Origin of the sequence: Veillonella sp. 20925_1_51 (assembly GCF_041431445.1) — a bacterium.
Taxonomy (GTDB): domain Bacteria; phylum Bacillota; class Negativicutes; order Veillonellales; family Veillonellaceae; genus Veillonella; species Veillonella nakazawae.
This window is the reverse complement of the sequence record NZ_JAPVXT010000003.1, coordinates 228,529-247,001: the sequence shown is the minus strand read 5'-3', so window position 1 is coordinate 247,001 and position 18,473 is coordinate 228,529. Positions and strand designations below refer to the sequence as shown.

Below are 18,473 nucleotides of genomic sequence, written 5' to 3'. Positions count from 1 at the left end.
TTTCTTTGAAAACTAGTTCTTAGTGTTATTGTAAAGGATATTTAAAAGCATGTAAAACCTCATAGGGCTTTCACCAGAAAACAGGTATACTAATAATAAGAGGGGTATTTATATTTATATTTATAGAGGGAGAGAACATCTATGAAATTTGCCATTAAACATTTATGGTCTTCGCTGCGGGACCTTGCAACGCAGTCGCCTATATTGCTGGCATTAATAGCCATATTTTCATGTACACCGTTGTATATTGAACAAGATTGGTTTGCCGAAATCGACATTAAGCTATACTCACTGTATTTCTTTATCGTTATATTACAAAGCTATATAACAAGGGCTCGAAAGTTTTCCGTTTTATATACCTTGGTAAGTATCGGAATCAGCGTTGGCCTTTATATGATTCACGAAAGCTACGGCTACGTGCGAGGTATTGAACTAGCTACGGAAAATATATCGTACCTATGGCTGTACTCCATGATTGCCTTGTATTTCACATCGCCTGGTGAACACTACATCGGTGAAATCATTAACCGCATCAAACGGATTGGCATCACCCTTGTTACGTCTACGCTATATAACATAGTTATCATCATGAGTTTATGGTTCTTCTTCATCATCGTGGACCAACCATTCAACTTTGAAGAAACCATTTTTAAGGTACTCGCATCCATTAATATATTCATTTGTCTATCTATGGTATGTTCTTATAAAGAGGATCCCGCAGGTCCGCCAGCACCAAACTCATTTTTTACTGTTGTATTCGGCATCATCTTGCCTAAGGCGTCCATTATTACAGGCATTCTAGCTAATATCTATTTAGTCTTTATCCTGTTAGGGCTTCGAGAGGATACGCGTTTCTTCTACACCTACTATCCGTATGTAGCCATTTTCTACCTATTCTACTTGGCTAGCTTTAGATCTAGTGAAAGTAGCAGAACACAGCAAATCCTATGTTTCTTGTTTATTACACTAACTACACTGTGCTTAGTTCTTATCGGTAAACGTGTGATTAATGAACCAGTGCTCTGGCTCAATACGATTTACGTGAGTGCATTCAATTTAATCTTCTTAGTACACAATGTATACTCTCTTGTGAAGGGTTTAAAACCATCGGTACACACAACAGTTATGGCTCTTGCCTTAGGTACTGTTCTCTTAACGCCATTCATAGGCTATACAACGTATCGTGAATTTGTGACCTATACTAAAGTCGATGGCGAATGGCATGCAAGCCTACCAATAGCTGCTACCTTTGATCCTAACTTCACGGACTATGGCACACCATATGTCCCTGTAGATGATTTAAAACTGCCAGATACCAACCCAACAAACGGCAGACGAGTTGAATATATTAATTTTGATGCTATAACTGCACCAAAGGTTATTTCGATTGCAGGATACGATAAATACATTGAAAACATCGAATTAATAGTCTACGAAAGAGACCTTAAGGAATACGAAGTAGAATCTGCCAACTTCGACTCCATCTCCTTCAAGTTCCTCAACAAAGGCCTTGATTTAGAGGTATCTCTACCAAACGGTGTGACAGAGGTGCATCATATTTATGATAAGTTCCTTACAGTCGATAAAACAGCTATCGATCCTGTCGTTATAGAAGGCAATGGATATAAGCTATTGATTACGTCGTACTTCATAAACCAATTCGATACACGTAAACTTAAATTTAATGTACTTTATAATTAAGCATGTAATACAATATAGTAATAATTACAACATCATATATAATATGACAAAAGCAGTACCCCAGAAGGGGTACTGCTTTTATTCATCGATCTAACTTAGCTAGAATATGTTGGGCAAAGTCTTGGGCCGCTTTAAAATCGTCTTCATTTGGGTGTACTGCAGCTTGTTTGTGACGTGCATCGCGATCAGCAGATTGACCGTGGCTATGCCCTTTCTGGAACATCTTGTACATCATTTCAATGACCTTAGGGTCTACCTTGCCTTGGCAAATGAAGGTTCCTACAGGCTCTACACCATCGGGTAAACAATTTGCTGCATTGATTAAGCTCTCCTTAGCATGTGCCATTTGCGGTGGTACGCCAGCTGTAGCAAACAGAGCAATGTGAGGGTTATGTAATATGCCTAGTACATCACGGGCCTCTTTATTAGCTGTCCCTTTATCCACCCAAAATCCTGCAAATACAAGATCATAGGATGATAAATCGGACGGCACTTCTTTCATAGATACACATGGTGTACCTGCAGGCAATACGCTAGTAATAGCCTCTGCCACTTGTTTTGTATTTCCCGTAAGGGATGAATATATAACAATAGACTTCATGTCTTACCTCCTATTTACTATATGTCTATTATAGGACATATATGACATGCTTTTAATAAAATAAATCACAATAGTATATAGAACGATATAGAACGGAATTTTATATACTGCCACATACTATTTTACTATTCTCAAAAGAGATATAGCATTCAAAATCATCATATATGCATCCCATGTAGTATTTTCTAGTATTTATAACTATATCGATAATTTTAAGGATACTATATTTATAATTTTCTAAATGTCAATATTGAATGTATAGAATTTTTTCGCTATAATCGTAACATAATGTATAAGCTTAATAGGAAAACTACAACATATAGTAGTTTTCTTATTTTTCTGATTAGACTTAACTTAAAGATATTTTATACTTTTCAGTCTAATCTTATATATGCTTAGATTAACAGTTTTATTACTTTTAAGACTCAAGGGGAACAGTAATGGAGATTATGATCAAGAAACGGGATGGCCATTTCGAGCCTTTATCCGTTGAAAAAACGAAACGTATGATTGCCTTCGCATGTTTGGGGTTAGATTCTTGTGATCCACTAGAATTGGAAATGGATGCGAAGTTACAATTCGTTGATGGCATGACAACTAAAGAAATTCAAAAAACTTTAGTACAAACAGCTATCGAAAAGGTTATCTCTAAAAAAGACGACGGCTTCGGCAACCAAGTTAATAAAATGAACCAAGATTGGCAGTTTGTAGCAGCTCGCCTCTTCTTGTTCGATCTCTATAAAGAAGCAGCTATCACTCGTCGCTACAAAGCGTTTGGTTATGGCAACTTCCCAAATCTTGTACATATGCTTGTAGAAGAGAAAAAATACGCTGACTTCTTCGTTACAGAATATACACCTGATGAATTGCAAGAGTTAGGCGATTACATCAAACCTAAACGCGACTACCTCTTTAACTATGAAGGTCTTAAATTATTGGCTGACCGTTACTTAGTAAAAGGCTTCAACAAAGAAATCTTTGAATTGCCACAAGAACGCTTCATGGCCATCGCTATGCACTTGGCATTGGTAGAAGGCAAAAACAAAGTAGAATACGCTAAAAAATTCTACGATTTGATGAGCCAATTAAAAATGACAACAGCTACACCTACATTGGCAAATGCAGGTACACCATTCCATCAGTTGTCCTCTTGCTTTATCTCTGGTGTAGATGACAACTTATGGTCCATTTACGACGTAAACAGCAAGTTCTCCCGCGTATCTAAACACGGTGGTGCTCTTGGTATCTACCTTGGTAAAGTTCGTGCATTGAACTCCGATATCCGCGGTTTCAAAAACTCCTCTGGTGGCGTTATTCCTTGGATTCGTTTATACAACGATACAGCGGTTGCAGTAGACCAATTGGGTAAACGCAAAGGCGGTGCTACAGTAACACTCGATATTTGGCACAAAGACTTCTACGAATTCGTAGAGCTTCGTACAAATAATGGTGACGACCGTCGTAAAGCACACGATATCTTCCCTGCTATCTCTGTTCCAAACATCTTCATGGAACGCATGATTGCTCGTGAAAACTTCACCCTTTTCGACCCTCATGAAATCTTGGCTGTAAAAGGCTATGCTCTAGAGGACTTCTACGACACAGACGATAACAAAGAGTTCACAAAACGTTACCTTGAATGTGAACAAGATCCGAACTTACACGGCATCGAAGTGCCAGCACTAGACATGATGAAAAAAATCATGCGCTCTGCTGTTGAAACTGGTACACCATTCATCTTCTTCCGCGACACTGTAAACGCTGCAAACCCTAACAAACATGCAGGCATGATTTACGCATCTAACTTGTGCCACGAAATCGCACAAAACGTTGGCTTCACAAACCTTGCTGAAGAAATCATCAACGAAGACGGCACTATCACTACTAAAACAAATACAGGCGACATGGTTACATGTAACTTGAACTCCATCAGCCTTGGCCGTATTTCTGACGAAGAATTGGAAGAAAATATCGCTCTTCAAATCCGCATGTTAGACAATGTTATTTCCATCAACCAAGCACCAGTTCCAGAATCTCGCATGACTTCTGATAAATACCGTGCTATTGGTCTTGGTACTTCTGGTTACCACCACTACCTTGTAAACCACGATATCCAATGGGAGTCTGATGAACATATCGAAGTAGCGGACAAGTTGTTCGAAAACATCGCGTACTATTCCATCAAAGCTTCCATGGAATTGGCGAAAGAAAAAGGTGCATACCCTGCATTCAAAGGTTCCGAATGGGAAACTGGTGAATACTTCACACGTCGTGGCTACACATCCGATCGTTGGAAACAATTGGCTGCAGACGTTGCAAAATACGGTATCCGCAATGGTTATTTGATGGCCGTAGCTCCTACAGGTTCTACTTCCAACATTGCGAACACAACGGCTGGTATCGACCCTATCTTCAAAAAATTCTTCATCGAAGAGAAGAAAGGTTCTTTCACACCAAAAACTGCACCAGATTTGAACAACAAAACATTCTGGCTCTACAAAGAGGCGCATACAATCGACCAACAATGGTCCATCAAAGCTTGTGGCGTACGTCAACGTCATATTGACCAAGCACAATCTTTCAACTTGTATATTACACCTCAAATGAAAGCGAAAGAAATCCTAGACCTTTATGTTGAGGCCTACAAACAAGGTATCAAAACAATCTACTACATCCGTAACCAATCCCTTGAAATGGATGAGTGCACTAGCTGCTCCTCCTAATACGAGATGTGTTTATAAATCTGATGACGACCTATAGCAGTATAGGTCGCATCGTTGTATAAAGGAGTCCTACTATGGATAAAAAATTGATTTTCAACGAACATGGTGAACGTGGCACGCAATCTATGATTGGCGGCAACACCACAAACCTTCGCGAATGGAATCGTATCAAGTACGACTGGGCGAACCAAATGTACCGTACAATGCTCAACAACTTCTGGATTCCTGAAGAGATTTCCTTGAACGAAGACGTTAAGCAATTCCCATACTTAACAGATTACGAACGCCGTGCATTTGACAAAATTATTGCATTCTTGAACTTCCTTGATTCTATTCAATCTGAAAACTTGCCTAACTTGAGCCGTTATATTACAGCATCTGAAGTGGCATCTTTATTGAATATCCAAGCATTCCAAGAAGAAATTCACGCTCAAAGTTATTCCTACATTTTGGACACTGTAACAAATCCTATTACACGTGACAAAATTTATGACGAATGGCGTACAGATAAGACATTGCTTGCTCGTAACCGCTTTATCGCTGATGCATACCAACGTTTCAGCGACGATCCTAGCGAAGCAAACCTTATCCACACAATCATTGCTAACTATATCTTAGAAGGTATCTACTTCTACTCTGGTTTTAGCTTCTTCTACACATTGGCACGCCAAGGTAAAATGACAGCTACATCCACTATTTTCAAATACATCAACCGCGACGAAGTAACTCATCTTGTATTATTCCAAAACATCATCCGCGAGTTACGTCGTGAACGCCCTGACTTGTTTACGCCTGAATTGGAAGCGAAAATCACTGACATGATTCGCCAAGGTGCAGAAAACGAAATCGCTTGGGGTCAATACATCACTGATGATAAAATCCTCGGCCTTAACAACGTTCTTATCGAACGCTACATCAAATACCTTGCAAACATCCGCTTAGAAGCAATCGGTTTACCTCATCTATATCCTGAAATCAAAGAAAATCCTATGGAATGGATTGAAAGCTTCTCCAACTTGAATAGCACAAAAACTGACTTCTTCGAAGCAAAAGTTACAAACTATACAAAAGCAGCAGCATTTGATTTCGATGATTTAGAATAATAAAAAAAATGATAAAAGAAAAAGTGATTCTCACGGTGGGAGAATCACTTTTTTCATTATAAAGGTTATTCAGTTAATAACGGTTAGCCAGCTGTATATGGGCCGAATCGACCTGCAAATAGATAGGAACCCATTTTACCAAGTTTGGCAGCAAATATAGAAGCTACGATACCTAAAATAATCATAATCCATGCGTTATCAGCATTTACACCGTTAGCAATAGCGATGTAGGCTTGTGCACAGGAAAGAATAAAGTAAATCACTGTTAAGTAAATCTTTGCTTTAGGAATTTTAGATGTTCCTGTTTTGTAACGTAATTTACTACCAATATAACCAGAAATACCACCAATGATAACGAGAAGTGGTAAAATCATTGCTACTAATGTAATGGCAGGGAATAATACATTTGCAATAGATGGAATCAACAATGCAATAACAGGTACTAAGAAAGAAGCTGCTGTTGCTGCGATTGGGAAATGTACCGCAATTGGATGTAAATGAAGATCTAGCAATTTTTCACGTTTTGAATCAATGCGACGTGGCTTGTAATCCATCCAAACTGTTGGAGGAAAACCACATGTTGGACAAGGTTGATCCCTGTACTTAGCTTCCTCAATATATCCGCATACACGGCAAATTATCCATTCAGTACCTTGTTCAGGTGTTGGTTTAGCTGCGGTAGAACTTGTTGCTGCCGTAGCTGCTTTTTGTTCTGCTGTCATAATGAAATCTCCTTACTTAAGAAATTCTATATAATTAAATAATGATTATTATTTAATTATATTATATCATAATTCACTAAGTAAAAAGCAAAATTTATATACTTATCAAAAAATTAAATATATCGTAGTACTAACGTACCTATAATCAAAGGTAGCGGTATTTGATTTCGATAAATTAGAATAATAAGAAAAAGATACCCAATCCAGATTTTTGAATTGGATATCTTTTTATCGTTTATATTTAGAAATAGTCCCCAACGCCACCCTCGTTTTTACAGTCGACACACGGTAATACATTGTAAATTGTATCAATACATTTGTGCACAAATAGGCCTACACTGTAGATTTTCATTCGCCCCATGAATGTATTCATCAAACGCTTGGTAAAAGCAAAATTTTTGTGTCCACCCTGTTTCAAACTACCAACTATATAGATATTAGCTTTCAATCAATTCGGTGGTCCAGTTAGCAGACTGCAATAAATTGTCTAATATACGAACTTGTTTTGCTATATTGTCAGCTTCTTTTTGGATATCTTTAACATTGATGGTCGGGATTAATTTGATTTCAGACCCTCTCGCACGAAAATTGATACTACCCGCGCTAGACGCCAATGTCCGATAAGCACTTAGACGCAATGCAGCACTATCTTTTTCCGCAATAATTTCAGTAATAGAACGACCTTCTACAATAGTTTTACAATTTGTTAAATTAATATCTGCAATTAACTTTTGTAGTCTAGTTACACATTGATCTAATGTTTTTAAAAGCTCTTCAGGGTTCTCATTCGGTGCTTCCCCTTCTTGCACTAAACTATTTTGAGTCAAACGAAGCTCTAAATCACTAATTTTATAATTCAAATCAGATCGCTCTTGTAATGCTTCTGCTAGTTTCATAAACTCTCACCTCATATTTTGAAATATATGGATATTAATATACTGACTGAACTAATACAAACTATTATATTTAGTATCTAGTTTCTTATAATACTTTCCGCATCATCACATGTGGACAGCCTTCATCAAGGTATTCCTCGCCTTCTGCCTTATAGCCAAGAGATTCGTAGAATGCTTTTGCCTGTACTTGCGCTGATAAGGAGCAGGTCTTAAATCCATCGCGGCGAATGCCGTTTTCTGCGGCCATCATAATCTTAGTACCTAGATGTTGTCCACGATACAACTTACGCACCGCCATACGGCCAATATGGGCATCCCCTTCTTCGTTACTTGGGAAATAGCGACATGTACCTGCTGGCTTGCCATCGATATATAAAAGGACAAATTTTGCTATTTCATCTATTTCATCGAACTCGTCTTCAAAACCCTGTTCCTTCATAAATACATCGATACGTATTTGTTTTATTTCATCAGTAATATGATCTAAGATTTGAATAACCATATAGCCTCCACAGCTACTCATATATCGCTATTTGTGTAAAATTATTTTTGTTATACTGTACCTAAGAGAGTCAATTGACGTGAGTTAGGTTCATCACCGAAAGGTGGTGATACTATGACAAAACATGAAATTACATATGTAGTTATCATAATTTTGTTATCCGTAGTTACTATCATTGCCTTAGTTAAGTAAGGTAATGAAAACGCCTAACGTAATGAGGTGGCTAGACCTCTAACACGTTAGGCGCATCATTTTTACCAAAATTTTAGATGAGCCTAACGCTACCGACACGTTGATTGGCTCTCTTTATGAACTCATTATACTACAATTTAGTCATGAATAGCAAAAATCATTTTTCTACAAAATACCTCATTACATCTATATTTCGAACAAGTTATTAAGTATATTTTTTTTTAAAACTTCCATGAAATTCATTTTTAGGTATTGCATAATTTTATCATTTGGGTTTATACTATACCCAACATTTTAGAAAGGAGCAACCAAAGATGACTAACCAAATTAGCACAGCTACAAAACAATACTTTTATTGGTTCTTTATCCAATGTACGGGTAAGGAACTATTTGTGGTACGCTAATTAAGATTTAGTCATTATTAGTTGCTTAGAATAGTAAAAGGGCTACCCGTATTAGACTACGGGTAGCCCTTTTTTGTTTGCTATCCCGTATGGTGAGCCCTACTATTCACTGTAGTTTACAAGGAGGATTTATCATGATTATTACATTAAAACAAAACGCAGCAACAGCAGAGGTATCTCGTTTACGCAGTGAATTAGAGGAAAAAGGCTTCATTATCCATCCTGTAGAAGGCGCTCGCTACAACATCTTAGGTCTTATCGGCGACACTGCATCCCTCGATGCTCGCCAAATCGAGTCCCTAGATTTCGTAGATAAAGTAACTCGTATTCAAGAACCATACAAAAAAGCAAACCGTAAATTCCATCCAGATGATTCTGTAATCAACGTAGGTGGCGCACTTATCGGTGGTGGTCACTTCGCAGTAATGGCTGGTCCTTGCTCCGTTGAAACACCTGAACAAGTATTAGAAACAGCAAAAGCTTGTAAAGAAGCTGGTGCCACAATCCTTCGCGGCGGCGCTTTCAAACCTCGTACTTCTCCATACTCCTTCCAAGGTATGGGTCCAGAAGGTTTGGAATTATTAGAGCTAGCTAAAAAAGAAACTGGTCTTCCTATCGTTTCCGAAGTTATGGATATTTCCCAATTACAATACTTCGATAACGTAGATATGCTTCAAATCGGTGCTCGTAACATGCAAAACTTCACGCTTTTAAAAGAAGTTGGTAAATTAAACAAACCAGTTCTTTTAAAACGTGGTTTATCTGCAACATACGAAGAATGGTTAATGGCTGCCGAATACATCATGTCCGAAGGCAATGAACAAGTTGTATTATGCGAACGTGGTATCCGCACATTCGAAACTAAAACTCGTAATACATTAGACGTAACAGCTATCCCTATGATGCACGAATTATCCCACTTGCCAATCATCATGGACCCTAGCCACGCTGCAGGTATGAGCCGCATGGTTCGTCCACTTTCCCTTGCATCCGTAGGTGGCGGTGCAGACGGCCTTATGATCGAAGTTCACAACGATCCATCCAAAGCATTGTGCGACGGTCCTCAAGCATTACGTCCAGACCAATTCACTAGCCTTATGAAAGAAGTTATCGCATTGCGCCAAGCATTGGTAGAATGCACTAAATAATCTTAAACAGCACACAAATAAGCTAGTATCCGTTATAATAGATACTAGCTTATTCTTTTATGAAAGGAACCGTTATGACTCGCATCCACATTAACGCGTCCACACCCTATGACGTTGTCATCGAGGAAGGCGCTTTACAACGCATCACCGATTATATTAAACCATTAAAACCAAATTGCCACGTAATCATCGTCAGCGACAGTAATGTGGCACCACACTATTTGGACTCTGTGAAAGCTAATATGGAACATGCGGGTTATACTGTTTGTGATTATGTATTCCCTGCTGGTGAAAGCTCCAAAAATGCACACCAACTCATCGATTTAGTAGAATACATGGCGGCCCAATCGTTAACCCGTAAAGATCTTCTCATCGCCCTTGGCGGTGGTGTTGTAGGCGATATGGCAGGCTTTGCAGCAGCTACCTACTTACGTGGTATCGACTATGTACAGGTTCCTACCTCTCTATTAGCCGCCGTAGACTCCTCTGTAGGCGGTAAAACAGCAGTCAATCTCGAAGCGGGTAAAAACCTTTGGGGTGCTTTCAAACAACCTATCCTCGTCCTCTGTGATCCTACAACCCTCAACACATTGCCAGACATGGAATGGAAAAATGGTTGTGGGGAAATTATCAAATATGGTTTCCTCGATGTACCAGGTTTATTAACCCAACTCGAACATAAACCATTAATTAAACATCGCGATAGCGTGAGTGCCGTTATCGCTCGCTGCGTTCAAGCAAAGGCTGATATCGTGGAACAAGATGAACGCGAATCCGGTGTTCGTGCCCTCTTAAACCTAGGTCATACCTTTGGTCATGGCATCGAAAAGGCCAGTCACTTTGAAGTCCACCATGGCTATGCTGTAGCCATCGGTATGGTTCTCATGGCTCAAGGTGCTGTCAAACATGGAGAGTTAGATAAAGAGGCATTAGACAAATTAAAGGCCCTCATAGAAGCACACGATTTGCCAACCACTACGACCATAACAAAAGAAGAAATCCTAGCAGCTGCTAAGCACGATAAAAAAAGCGAAGGTGCTACTATAAAAATCGTTGTACCTACTAGTTATGGTCATAGCGAGCTCAAGGTTGTTACCCACGAAGAGTTAGCAACCTATCTTGATTAAGATAACTTATCTATTACGATTAAGTTATTTAAATTGTCTAACGCCTACAACCTGCATAATCGTTATTTGTAATATAAGGTTTACCTAATACTTAAAGGAGATTTATATGCATTCCGTAACGAACGCCATTCCTACAGGAACGATTGCGTCCATCCCAGCAAAGGCCCATGCACACCGCGCATTGATTTGTGCAGCCCTTGCTAGCTCTCCATCTACTATACTATTGAGCCGTACCTCTAAAGACATCGATGCTACTATGGACTCCTTGCGAGGCTTAGGTGCTCACGTAGTATATGAAAATAAAGTTGTCACGGTTACACCAGAATCTGTCCCTGCGAAAGGCAATGTAGTTCCTCACGAATCAGGCACTACATTACGCCTCTTATTACCTGTAGCAGCGTCCATCTGTAACGATGTAGACGTAGATGCTAAAGGCCGTCTACCAGATCGCCCTCTAGAACCTATGCTAGGTGAAATGAAAGCGCATGGCGTAACATTTTCTCAAGACAAACCGCCATTTACTATGACTGGTCGTCTTCAAGGCGGTCAATTTAGTATGGTAGGCGATGTAAGTAGCCAATTCTTCTCTGGTTTATTGTTGGCTGCTCCTCAAATTGGCTTATCTACCATCACGTCTACTACTCCACTACAATCTAGTGATTATGTAACATTAACTACTGAAACTATGCGCGATTTTGGTGTAGAGGTAGAGCATACTTTACCAGATACTGATATTAACGAAGCTTTCACAGTTCCATTTGGGGCGTCCTTCATCGGTCGAGATAATTACCAAATCGAAGGCGACTGGTCTAATGCAGCAATCTGGATGGTGGCCGCTGGTATGACGGGCAAACCAATTACCATTACGGGCATGAACAAGAATTCTGTACAAGCAGACCGCCGCATCATGCAAGTTATGATTGATGCAGGTTGTGATGTAGCATGGGATGGTATGAACGTAACCGTCACAGGCCGAGCGTCGAAACCAATTCATGCAGATCTTGAGCAAATGCCAGATATGTTACCAGTTATGGCTGCCCTTGCATGCTCTATTTCTGGGGAAAGCTCCTTTGTTAAGGGTGCTCGCCTACGTTTGAAAGAATCCGATCGCCTTGTAGCTGTTGCCAATCTCGTAAGAGATCTAGGCGGCACCGTTCGCGAAGAAGGCGATGACCTATATATCATCGGTAGTGGTATACTTAAAGGTGGGCAAGGTGATTGTGTAAATGATCACCGCCTCGTTATGGCAGGCACATTGATGGCCCTCATCAGTGAAAGTCCTGTTACATTAAAAGATAGCGAAGCTATCACAAAATCCTATCCAGACTTCTTTGAGGACTGGAATTTACTGGGCGGTAATGCACAACCAGTTTAGTTTTCTAATCGTATCTGGTGTAATCTAATAGATAATAGAAATAGTACGTACTATATAGTAGGAGTTAATATAATGGCATCTAATTTCGGTAAAACCATACAGGTATCTACCTTTGGCGCCTCTCATGGATACGCCATCGGCGGTATTGTAGAAGGTCTACCTTGTGGACATACCATCGATATCGATGAGTTAAAAGCCTTTTTAAAGCGCCGTGCGCCAGGGCAAAATCAATTAACAACACAGCGTAAGGAAGCCGATACACCTGAATTTTTAGCAGGTATTGTAGACGGCATGCTCAGTGGTTCTCCATTGGCATTTATGATCCGCAACACATCCCAACACTCTAGCGATTATAACAACTTGCGCGATATCCCTCGCCCATCTCATGCAGACTACACAGCTCGTATGCGCTACGGTGACAAGGTAGATATGCGTGGTGGTGGCCATTTTTCAGCGCGCCTTACAGCACCGCTTTGCGTAGCTGGTGGCATCGCTCTCCAACTATTGCGTGAAAAAGGTATTGAAATCCACGGCCATTTAAAACAAGTGGGAACGATCCAAGATGCTCCTATCGATATGGTTCATCCAGATATGAAAGCATTAGCTAATATCGCTACGGAACCAATCGCTATGGTTGATTCAGAAAAGCGTAACGAAGTTGAAAACCTTGTGATGCAACTCAAAAAAGATGGCGATTCTACAGGTGGTATCGTTGAAGTCGTAGCTACAGGTCTACCAATTGGCCTTGGAAATCCAAACTTTGACGGCATCGAAAACCGATTAGCTCGTGTTATCTTTGGCGTCCCTGCCATCAAAGGCGTATCCTTTGGCGGAGGCTTTGACATGTGTGCACAACTTGGTTCCAAAGTGAATGATGCTTTCACCATGGACGGCGATAAGATTACAACGACAACGAATAATAGCGGTGGCATCCAAGGGGGTATTACCAATGGTTTACCACTCGTTATGCAAGTAGGCATCAAGCCAACACCATCCATTTACAAAGAACAACATTCTGTGTCACTTTCCCAAAAAGAAGACACATTACTCACTATCCAAGGTCGTCACGACCCATGTGTAGCGCTTCGTGCAGTACCTGTAATCGAAGCTGTTACAGCCCTTGTTATACTTGATTTCTTAGGAGATATTGACCATGAACTTAGATGAAGTACGCGTTAAGATTAACGATATAAACGACCAAATGCTCGCCCTCTTCAAAGAGCGCATGGAACTCTCCAAGGACGTTGCGGCGGCAAAAAAAGAAATGAACAAGGCTATTTACGATGCCAAACGGGAACGGGATATTCTCGATAAAGTAACGAGAGATGCAGGCCCGGATCTCGATCTATATGCGCGCCGTTTCTTCGAAGCATTATTTAGCTTGAGCCGCACCTATCAGTCCGAACAATTATTCCAAGATAATGAGTTCACAATAAAAATGAAAAAAGCCATTGAGCAGTCCCCTACCTTGCCTCCACAACGTGGCAGCGTAGCTTGTGCCGGCGTATTTGGCAGCAATGCTCAAATGGCGTGTGATAAATTATTGCCCCTCAGCCAAATTCACTACGTAACGGGTTTCCGTACTGTATTTGATGCGGTAGAATCCGGCGAATGTCAATTTGGTGTATTGCCTATCGAAAACAGCTCCAATGGTTCTGTAAAAGAAGTATACGACCTCTTAGAAGAGCGTAAATGCTATATCGTGCGCGGTACACGCCTTTGGATTTCTCACGACTTACTCGTGAAAAAAGGTACTAAATTAGAAGATATTCATACGATCATCTCCCATCCTCAGGCGTTGGGCCAATGCAGTCACTTCCTAGATACATTAGAAGGCGTAGAGTTACGTTCCTTCGATAACACGGCTCGTGCAGCACAAATGGTGGCAGCCAGTGATGATCCAGGCATAGCAGCTATTGCAGCACCTCAATGTGCAGACTTGTATAACTTGTCGCCATTGATGCGCAATATCCAAAATAGCGATAACAACTATACGCGCTTTATCTGCATCAGCAAGGACTTCCATGTATACCCAGGGGCTAATAAAATCTCCGTGGTAACTACAGCAAGCCATGCTCCAGGTGGTCTTGGTACATTACTTACCAAGTTTGCAAACATCGGCGTAAATCTTACCAAACTTGAGTCTCGCCCGATCGTAGGACATAACTTTGAGTTCTTATTCTACCTCGACTTAGAAGCATCCCTAGCAGCTCCAAAGGTATTGTCTGTTCTAGCAGAGCTGCATACATCACAAGATAAATTCCGCTTACTAGGCAATTACCCTGAAAATTAATATACTTATATGTACTAGTCTCTATAAGAACATATATAGTACAATACATATAGTTATAAAAATTCAATGGCTAATAGGTACCAGCCTATTAGCCATTCTATGTATATTGACCTAGGAGGTCCTATGAAATTTGGTTTACTTGGCCGTACGTTAGGCCATAGCTTCTCCCCTCGCATTCACAGTGCGCTAGGGAATACAAATTACGAATTATTTGAACGCGAACCGAGCCAACTACAAGAGTTCTTCGCAGATCCAGAATTACAAGGTATCAATATCACTATCCCATACAAGGTAAATGCCCTTGAAACTTGTGATGTAGTAGACCCTCGCGCAGAACGCATCGGTTGTGTGAATACGATGGTTCGCAAAGATGGTAAATGGCACGGCTATAATACTGACTACGATGGTTTCGTGTTTACCCTACAACATGCTGGCATTGATGTATCTGGCAAGGAATGTATTATCCTTGGCGATGGCGCTTCCTCTGCTACCGTTCACGTAGCACTGGAAGATTTGGGTGCTAAAAATATCGTCCATTTATCTCGTAAGACGGCACCATTCTATGGTGATGCGCCTAATTACTACGAAACAGCACAGATTATTATTAACTGCACACCTGTCGGTATGTATCCTCATAATCCAGCTAACCTCATCGATATTACACAATTTTCTAAATTGGAAGGCGTTGTAGATCTCATCTATAATCCACGCCGCACAATTTTGCTATTACAAGCAGAAATGATGGAAATTCCTCATTGTGATGGCTTGCCATTCCTCGTGGCTCAAGGCGTTGAGGCGGCTAACCATTTTCAAGGTGAAAGCTTTGGTACAAAGGAAATCGAGCAAATCTTGCGAGATATGCGCCGCGAAAAGGAAAACATCATTCTCATCGGCATGCCTGGCGTAGGAAAAACTACAGTCGGTAAAGCGCTCGGTGAAGAAATGGGCCGTACTTGCGTAGATGTGGATCATGAGTTAGAAAAAGAAATTGGAAACATTTCCACATACATTACAGAACAAGGGGAACCTGCCTTCCGTGAAAAAGAGGCGGAAATGATTGCAAAATTCGGTACTCAAACAGGTCTTATTATTTCCACTGGCGGCGGCTGTGTCACAGTGCCTAAAAACTTCGCACACCTACGACAAAACGGTCGTATCTACCAATTAACACAACCAGTAGAAAACCTCTCTACCTCTGGTCGTGTTCTCTCTAGTGGTGGCATCGAACGCTTACGCGAACTAGAAGCAACGCGTACACCAATGTATGAAAGCTTCGCTCAATGCATCGTAGAACATAATCGCAATGCACCAGAAACAGTGGCGACTATCCTAGAAGACTTCGAAGAAAACTTATTGTAAGAGCTTGTATATCAAATTTGTAAAATACTTTACATCTGTATTTCTAGATAAAACTAAAACTCATATCATGACATCAATGATATAAACTGAAAAGCAGTAGCTATCCTTAGGATTACTACTGCTTTTTTATTTCCCCTATGTTTTATATGTATTTGTAAAAATCCACATGTGCAATTACAATGTAATTACAAACGGAATTAATTAGCTTAACAAACTTTTAATATAAAATCAATAATATGACCAACGAATTACAGTCACAAGCCAAAAGAATACTAGGAGAGATACTATGAAAACAGTAAACCTACAAGTCCGCATCAACGAAGATCTAAAACAGGAAGTATCTAGCATATTAAAGGCACAGGGCCTATCCTACACCTCTATGCTAGACGCACTATTTCGTCAAATTATAAAAGAACGTCGTATCCCATTTGACATTGCTTTACCAACAACTCCTACCGAAAAAACACCAACTCCAAGTACACTCAAGAATGACGGCACCTACGAGCAACCACAAACAACATTAAAGGTATCAGATACTACTAGATTATACGGAACAAGAACTACAAATGAGGTTGAAATATTCTTTGATAAAATTGATAAAACAGGCATACTCAATATCCGTATAAACCCTAAAGTTAAGACACTAACAACAGCTATCTTGAAAGAAATGGGATTAACTATATCACAAACTGTTACACTAGTTTCTAAACAAATACAATTTGCTAAAGATATTCCTCCGACTATTCATCGCCCTGAATGGATTGATGCTATAAATGATGATTTATGGACAAAAGAAGAATTCAACAAAAGAATAGAAATAGGTCTTAATCAGGCTGAAAATGGAATAGGTGAATCTGCAGAAAAAGTCTTTAATGAACTCCTTAAAGATTTATAAGTGTGGAGGTTAAAATGAGATATACAATAATTTTGACCCCTACAGCTAAATCTGACATAGTAAGTCTTAAAATTTCATTAGTTCAACAACTTATAGATCAAGCTGTTATCAGAAAAGAATTAGAGTTAATCTATGAGAAAATATCTTCATTAACTGTATTTCCTGAACGATATCCCATTGTAAACAGTAAGACAAAATTCAGAAAATTATCACATAGAAAATATCTCATCCTATATAAGGTTATAAATAATTATATATATGTGTTCTATATTCGACCTTCAAAAATGAATACATTACAGGAAATACAAAACATATAAAAAAAGTCGGCTTTCGCCGACTTTTTTAATGCACTTTTACCCGTTTATGTTGTTGTTCATCGAAGACGCCATCTACGTCGATGGTATCGAGGATACGTTTTAATTCATGCACATCAATTTGACCTGGTGCTGATGCTTTGCCAGCGGAGGCAAATGTCATAGCATTACCAAATAGAGCGCCTGCAGTACGTGTAACAGCACCGAGTGGGCCCATAGCCATCGTAATGATTGGGTCAGATGGATACAAGGCTTTAACTTCAGCCGTTGCTTCAAGGAGGGTTAATACATCCCCTGTTGTATTAGGCATAACAGCCATCTTTGGCACGTCGGCTAAGAATTCTTTCATTTGAAGAAGACGATTTACAATAACTTCATGACTTGGTGTTCCATTAAAATCATGATTACTCATGACAATTGTAATGCCATGTACCTTGGCAAATTCAATGGTCTTGAGCATTCTATCTTGATCAAAGAAGAGTTCAATATCGATAGCATCTACCAATCCAGTAGGAATAATACGCTCTAACATAGTGAAGTAGTCTTGTGAAGAAATGGATTTCTCCCCACCTTCACCTTTCGTACGCCATGTAAATAATAAGGCACGACCTTTTAATTGAGGCTTGATGAGCATTAACAATTCAATAATAGCGTCAATGGAGTGGGCCCGCTCGTAATAGTCAATGCGTAGCTCCACTACATGACACGGTGTATTACATGCAACCGCAGTAGCATCTAAAATTTCTTTCATTGTTGTGCCTACGATAGGCACACATATCTTTGTACCCTTTTCGCCGAGTACAGCATGACCGATACGGACCATAATAACTCCTTTCCGTCCCACAGGGTGAGACAAATGACTTACCTTAAACTAACTATATACCAATATTTTGGTAAAAGCAATCAATCTACCCATATTGGATTGCTATTCACAAAAAACGTATGAAAGCCCGTTATTATGCACTAAAAATGTATTCTTAGATTAACGATTAACATAATTTTTTGTTATATCTCATTTTCTCAGCTTTATTAAAATTAGTCAGATTATTCAATCCCGATGAGTATATCTAATCTCTATAAATAAAAACTCCACACATAATCGTGTGGAGTAATCATTT

At 39.7% G+C, this 18,473-nt stretch carries 16 protein-coding genes; 11 read left to right on the top strand and 5 right to left on the bottom strand.

Translation table 11 applies throughout. From position 1 onward, the window contains the following. Positions 1 to 141 precede the first annotated feature (141 nt). Positions 142 to 1,701: a hypothetical protein gene (locus O3607_RS05150; RefSeq protein ID WP_371443481.1), complete on the top strand. Its 1,560-nt coding sequence runs from the start codon at positions 142 to 144 to the stop codon at positions 1,699 to 1,701. 82 nt (positions 1,702 to 1,783) lie between these two features. Here the strand turns inward: O3607_RS05150 and O3607_RS05145 are convergent, their stop codons facing one another. After that, positions 1,784 to 2,302 carry a flavodoxin family protein gene (locus tag O3607_RS05145; protein ID WP_371443480.1) on the bottom strand — a complete coding sequence of 173 codons (519 nt, stop codon included), beginning with the start codon at positions 2,300 to 2,302 and terminating at the stop codon, positions 1,784 to 1,786. Between the two features lie 440 nt (positions 2,303 to 2,742). Here O3607_RS05145 and O3607_RS05140 point away from each other — a divergent pair, with 440 nt between their 5' ends. Both O3607_RS05140 and O3607_RS05135 read left to right on the top strand, forming a co-directional pair. Then, the gene (locus O3607_RS05140) at positions 2,743 to 5,025 is read left to right on the top strand and encodes a ribonucleoside-diphosphate reductase subunit alpha (protein ID WP_371443479.1); all 2,283 of its coding nucleotides are present in this window, start codon (positions 2,743 to 2,745) and stop codon (positions 5,023 to 5,025) included. Positions 5,026 to 5,099: 74 nt separating this feature from the next. Next, the gene (locus O3607_RS05135; protein ID WP_129823396.1) at positions 5,100 to 6,128 is read left to right on the top strand and encodes a ribonucleotide-diphosphate reductase subunit beta; all 1,029 of its coding nucleotides are present in this window, start codon (positions 5,100 to 5,102) and stop codon (positions 6,126 to 6,128) included. Between the two features lie 83 nt (positions 6,129 to 6,211). Here the strand turns inward: O3607_RS05135 and O3607_RS05130 are convergent, their stop codons facing one another. From O3607_RS05130 to O3607_RS05120, 3 genes are all read right to left on the bottom strand, one after another. Next, the gene (locus O3607_RS05130; protein ID WP_287532729.1) at positions 6,212 to 6,850 is read right to left on the bottom strand and encodes a hypothetical protein; all 639 of its coding nucleotides are present in this window, start codon (positions 6,848 to 6,850) and stop codon (positions 6,212 to 6,214) included. Between the two features lie 437 nt (positions 6,851 to 7,287). Continuing rightward, a complete protein-coding gene (locus O3607_RS05125; protein WP_371443478.1) occupies positions 7,288 to 7,746 on the bottom strand; it encodes a DIP1984 family protein in 459 nt (152 codons plus the stop codon). An 85-nt stretch (positions 7,747 to 7,831) separates the two neighbouring features. After that, positions 7,832 to 8,248 carry a GNAT family N-acetyltransferase gene (locus O3607_RS05120; RefSeq protein ID WP_371443477.1) on the bottom strand — a complete coding sequence of 139 codons (417 nt, stop codon included), beginning with the start codon at positions 8,246 to 8,248 and terminating at the stop codon, positions 7,832 to 7,834. A gap of 730 nt (positions 8,249 to 8,978) precedes the next feature. Here O3607_RS05120 and aroF point away from each other — a divergent pair. The 8 genes from aroF to O3607_RS05080 all read left to right on the top strand — a co-directional run bounded on the left by aroF (position 8,979) and on the right by O3607_RS05080 (position 17,358). Further along, on the top strand, positions 8,979 to 9,992 hold the full coding sequence (gene aroF / locus O3607_RS05115) for a 3-deoxy-7-phosphoheptulonate synthase (RefSeq protein ID WP_129823392.1): 1,014 nt from the start codon (positions 8,979 to 8,981) through the stop codon (positions 9,990 to 9,992). A gap of 74 nt (positions 9,993 to 10,066) precedes the next feature. Then, positions 10,067 to 11,119 carry a 3-dehydroquinate synthase gene (aroB, locus tag O3607_RS05110; RefSeq protein WP_129823481.1) on the top strand — a complete coding sequence of 351 codons (1,053 nt, stop codon included), beginning with the start codon at positions 10,067 to 10,069 and terminating at the stop codon, positions 11,117 to 11,119. A 106-nt stretch (positions 11,120 to 11,225) separates the two neighbouring features. Next, positions 11,226 to 12,494 carry a 3-phosphoshikimate 1-carboxyvinyltransferase gene (gene aroA / locus O3607_RS05105; RefSeq protein WP_308693752.1) on the top strand — a complete coding sequence of 423 codons (1,269 nt, stop codon included), beginning with the start codon at positions 11,226 to 11,228 and terminating at the stop codon, positions 12,492 to 12,494. Between the two features lie 72 nt (positions 12,495 to 12,566). After that, a complete protein-coding gene (aroC, locus tag O3607_RS05100) occupies positions 12,567 to 13,661 on the top strand; it encodes a chorismate synthase (protein WP_295822734.1) in 1,095 nt (364 codons plus the stop codon). Beyond that, the gene (locus tag O3607_RS05095; protein ID WP_129823389.1) at positions 13,648 to 14,787 is read left to right on the top strand and encodes a bifunctional chorismate mutase/prephenate dehydratase; all 1,140 of its coding nucleotides are present in this window, start codon (positions 13,648 to 13,650) and stop codon (positions 14,785 to 14,787) included. The genes aroC and O3607_RS05095 overlap by 14 nt, the downstream gene beginning before the upstream one ends. A gap of 123 nt (positions 14,788 to 14,910) precedes the next feature. Continuing rightward, positions 14,911 to 16,146: a shikimate kinase gene (locus O3607_RS05090; protein ID WP_371443475.1), complete on the top strand. Its 1,236-nt coding sequence runs from the start codon at positions 14,911 to 14,913 to the stop codon at positions 16,144 to 16,146. 286 nt (positions 16,147 to 16,432) lie between these two features. Beyond that, on the top strand, positions 16,433 to 17,041 hold the full coding sequence (locus O3607_RS05085) for a type II toxin-antitoxin system RelB/DinJ family antitoxin (protein WP_371443474.1): 609 nt from the start codon (positions 16,433 to 16,435) through the stop codon (positions 17,039 to 17,041). Between the two features lie 14 nt (positions 17,042 to 17,055). Further along, positions 17,056 to 17,358, top strand: coding sequence for a type II toxin-antitoxin system RelE/ParE family toxin (locus O3607_RS05080; protein WP_298696547.1), 303 nt, complete (start codon positions 17,056 to 17,058; stop codon positions 17,356 to 17,358). Positions 17,359 to 17,383: 25 nt separating this feature from the next. Here the strand turns inward: O3607_RS05080 and aroD are convergent, their stop codons facing one another. Further along, positions 17,384 to 18,178 (bottom strand): type I 3-dehydroquinate dehydratase, encoded by a 795-nt coding sequence (gene aroD / locus O3607_RS05075; protein ID WP_287514165.1) that lies wholly within the window; start codon positions 18,176 to 18,178, stop codon positions 17,384 to 17,386. Between the last annotated feature and the right edge of the window lie 295 nt (positions 18,179 to 18,473).

Excerpts from the sequence above, each read along its gene's own strand:
- O3607_RS05135 (WP_129823396.1), top strand. The coding sequence starts at position 5,100 with ATGGATAAAAAATTGATTTTCAACGAACATGGTGAACGTGGCACGCAA.
- O3607_RS05140 (WP_371443479.1), top strand. The coding sequence starts at position 2,743 with ATGGAGATTATGATCAAGAAACGGGATGGCCATTTCGAGCCTTTATCC.
- aroD (WP_287514165.1), bottom strand. The coding sequence starts at position 18,178 with ATGGTCCGTATCGGTCATGCTGTACTCGGCGAAAAGGGTACAAAGATA.
- O3607_RS05095 (WP_129823389.1), top strand. The coding sequence starts at position 13,648 with ATGAACTTAGATGAAGTACGCGTTAAGATTAACGATATAAACGACCAA.
- O3607_RS05145 (WP_371443480.1), bottom strand. The coding sequence starts at position 2,302 with ATGAAGTCTATTGTTATATATTCATCCCTTACGGGAAATACAAAACAA.
- aroA (WP_308693752.1), top strand. The coding sequence starts at position 11,226 with ATGCATTCCGTAACGAACGCCATTCCTACAGGAACGATTGCGTCCATC.
- aroB (WP_129823481.1), top strand. The coding sequence starts at position 10,067 with ATGACTCGCATCCACATTAACGCGTCCACACCCTATGACGTTGTCATC.
- O3607_RS05150 (WP_371443481.1), top strand. The coding sequence starts at position 142 with ATGAAATTTGCCATTAAACATTTATGGTCTTCGCTGCGGGACCTTGCA.
- aroC (WP_295822734.1), top strand. The coding sequence starts at position 12,567 with ATGGCATCTAATTTCGGTAAAACCATACAGGTATCTACCTTTGGCGCC.
- O3607_RS05085 (WP_371443474.1), top strand. The coding sequence starts at position 16,433 with ATGAAAACAGTAAACCTACAAGTCCGCATCAACGAAGATCTAAAACAG.
- O3607_RS05130 (WP_287532729.1), bottom strand. The coding sequence starts at position 6,850 with ATGACAGCAGAACAAAAAGCAGCTACGGCAGCAACAAGTTCTACCGCA.
- aroF (WP_129823392.1), top strand. The coding sequence starts at position 8,979 with ATGATTATTACATTAAAACAAAACGCAGCAACAGCAGAGGTATCTCGT.
- O3607_RS05120 (WP_371443477.1), bottom strand. The coding sequence starts at position 8,248 with ATGGTTATTCAAATCTTAGATCATATTACTGATGAAATAAAACAAATA.
- O3607_RS05090 (WP_371443475.1), top strand. The coding sequence starts at position 14,911 with ATGAAATTTGGTTTACTTGGCCGTACGTTAGGCCATAGCTTCTCCCCT.
- O3607_RS05125 (WP_371443478.1), bottom strand. The coding sequence starts at position 7,746 with ATGAAACTAGCAGAAGCATTACAAGAGCGATCTGATTTGAATTATAAA.
- O3607_RS05080 (WP_298696547.1), top strand. The coding sequence starts at position 17,056 with ATGAGATATACAATAATTTTGACCCCTACAGCTAAATCTGACATAGTA.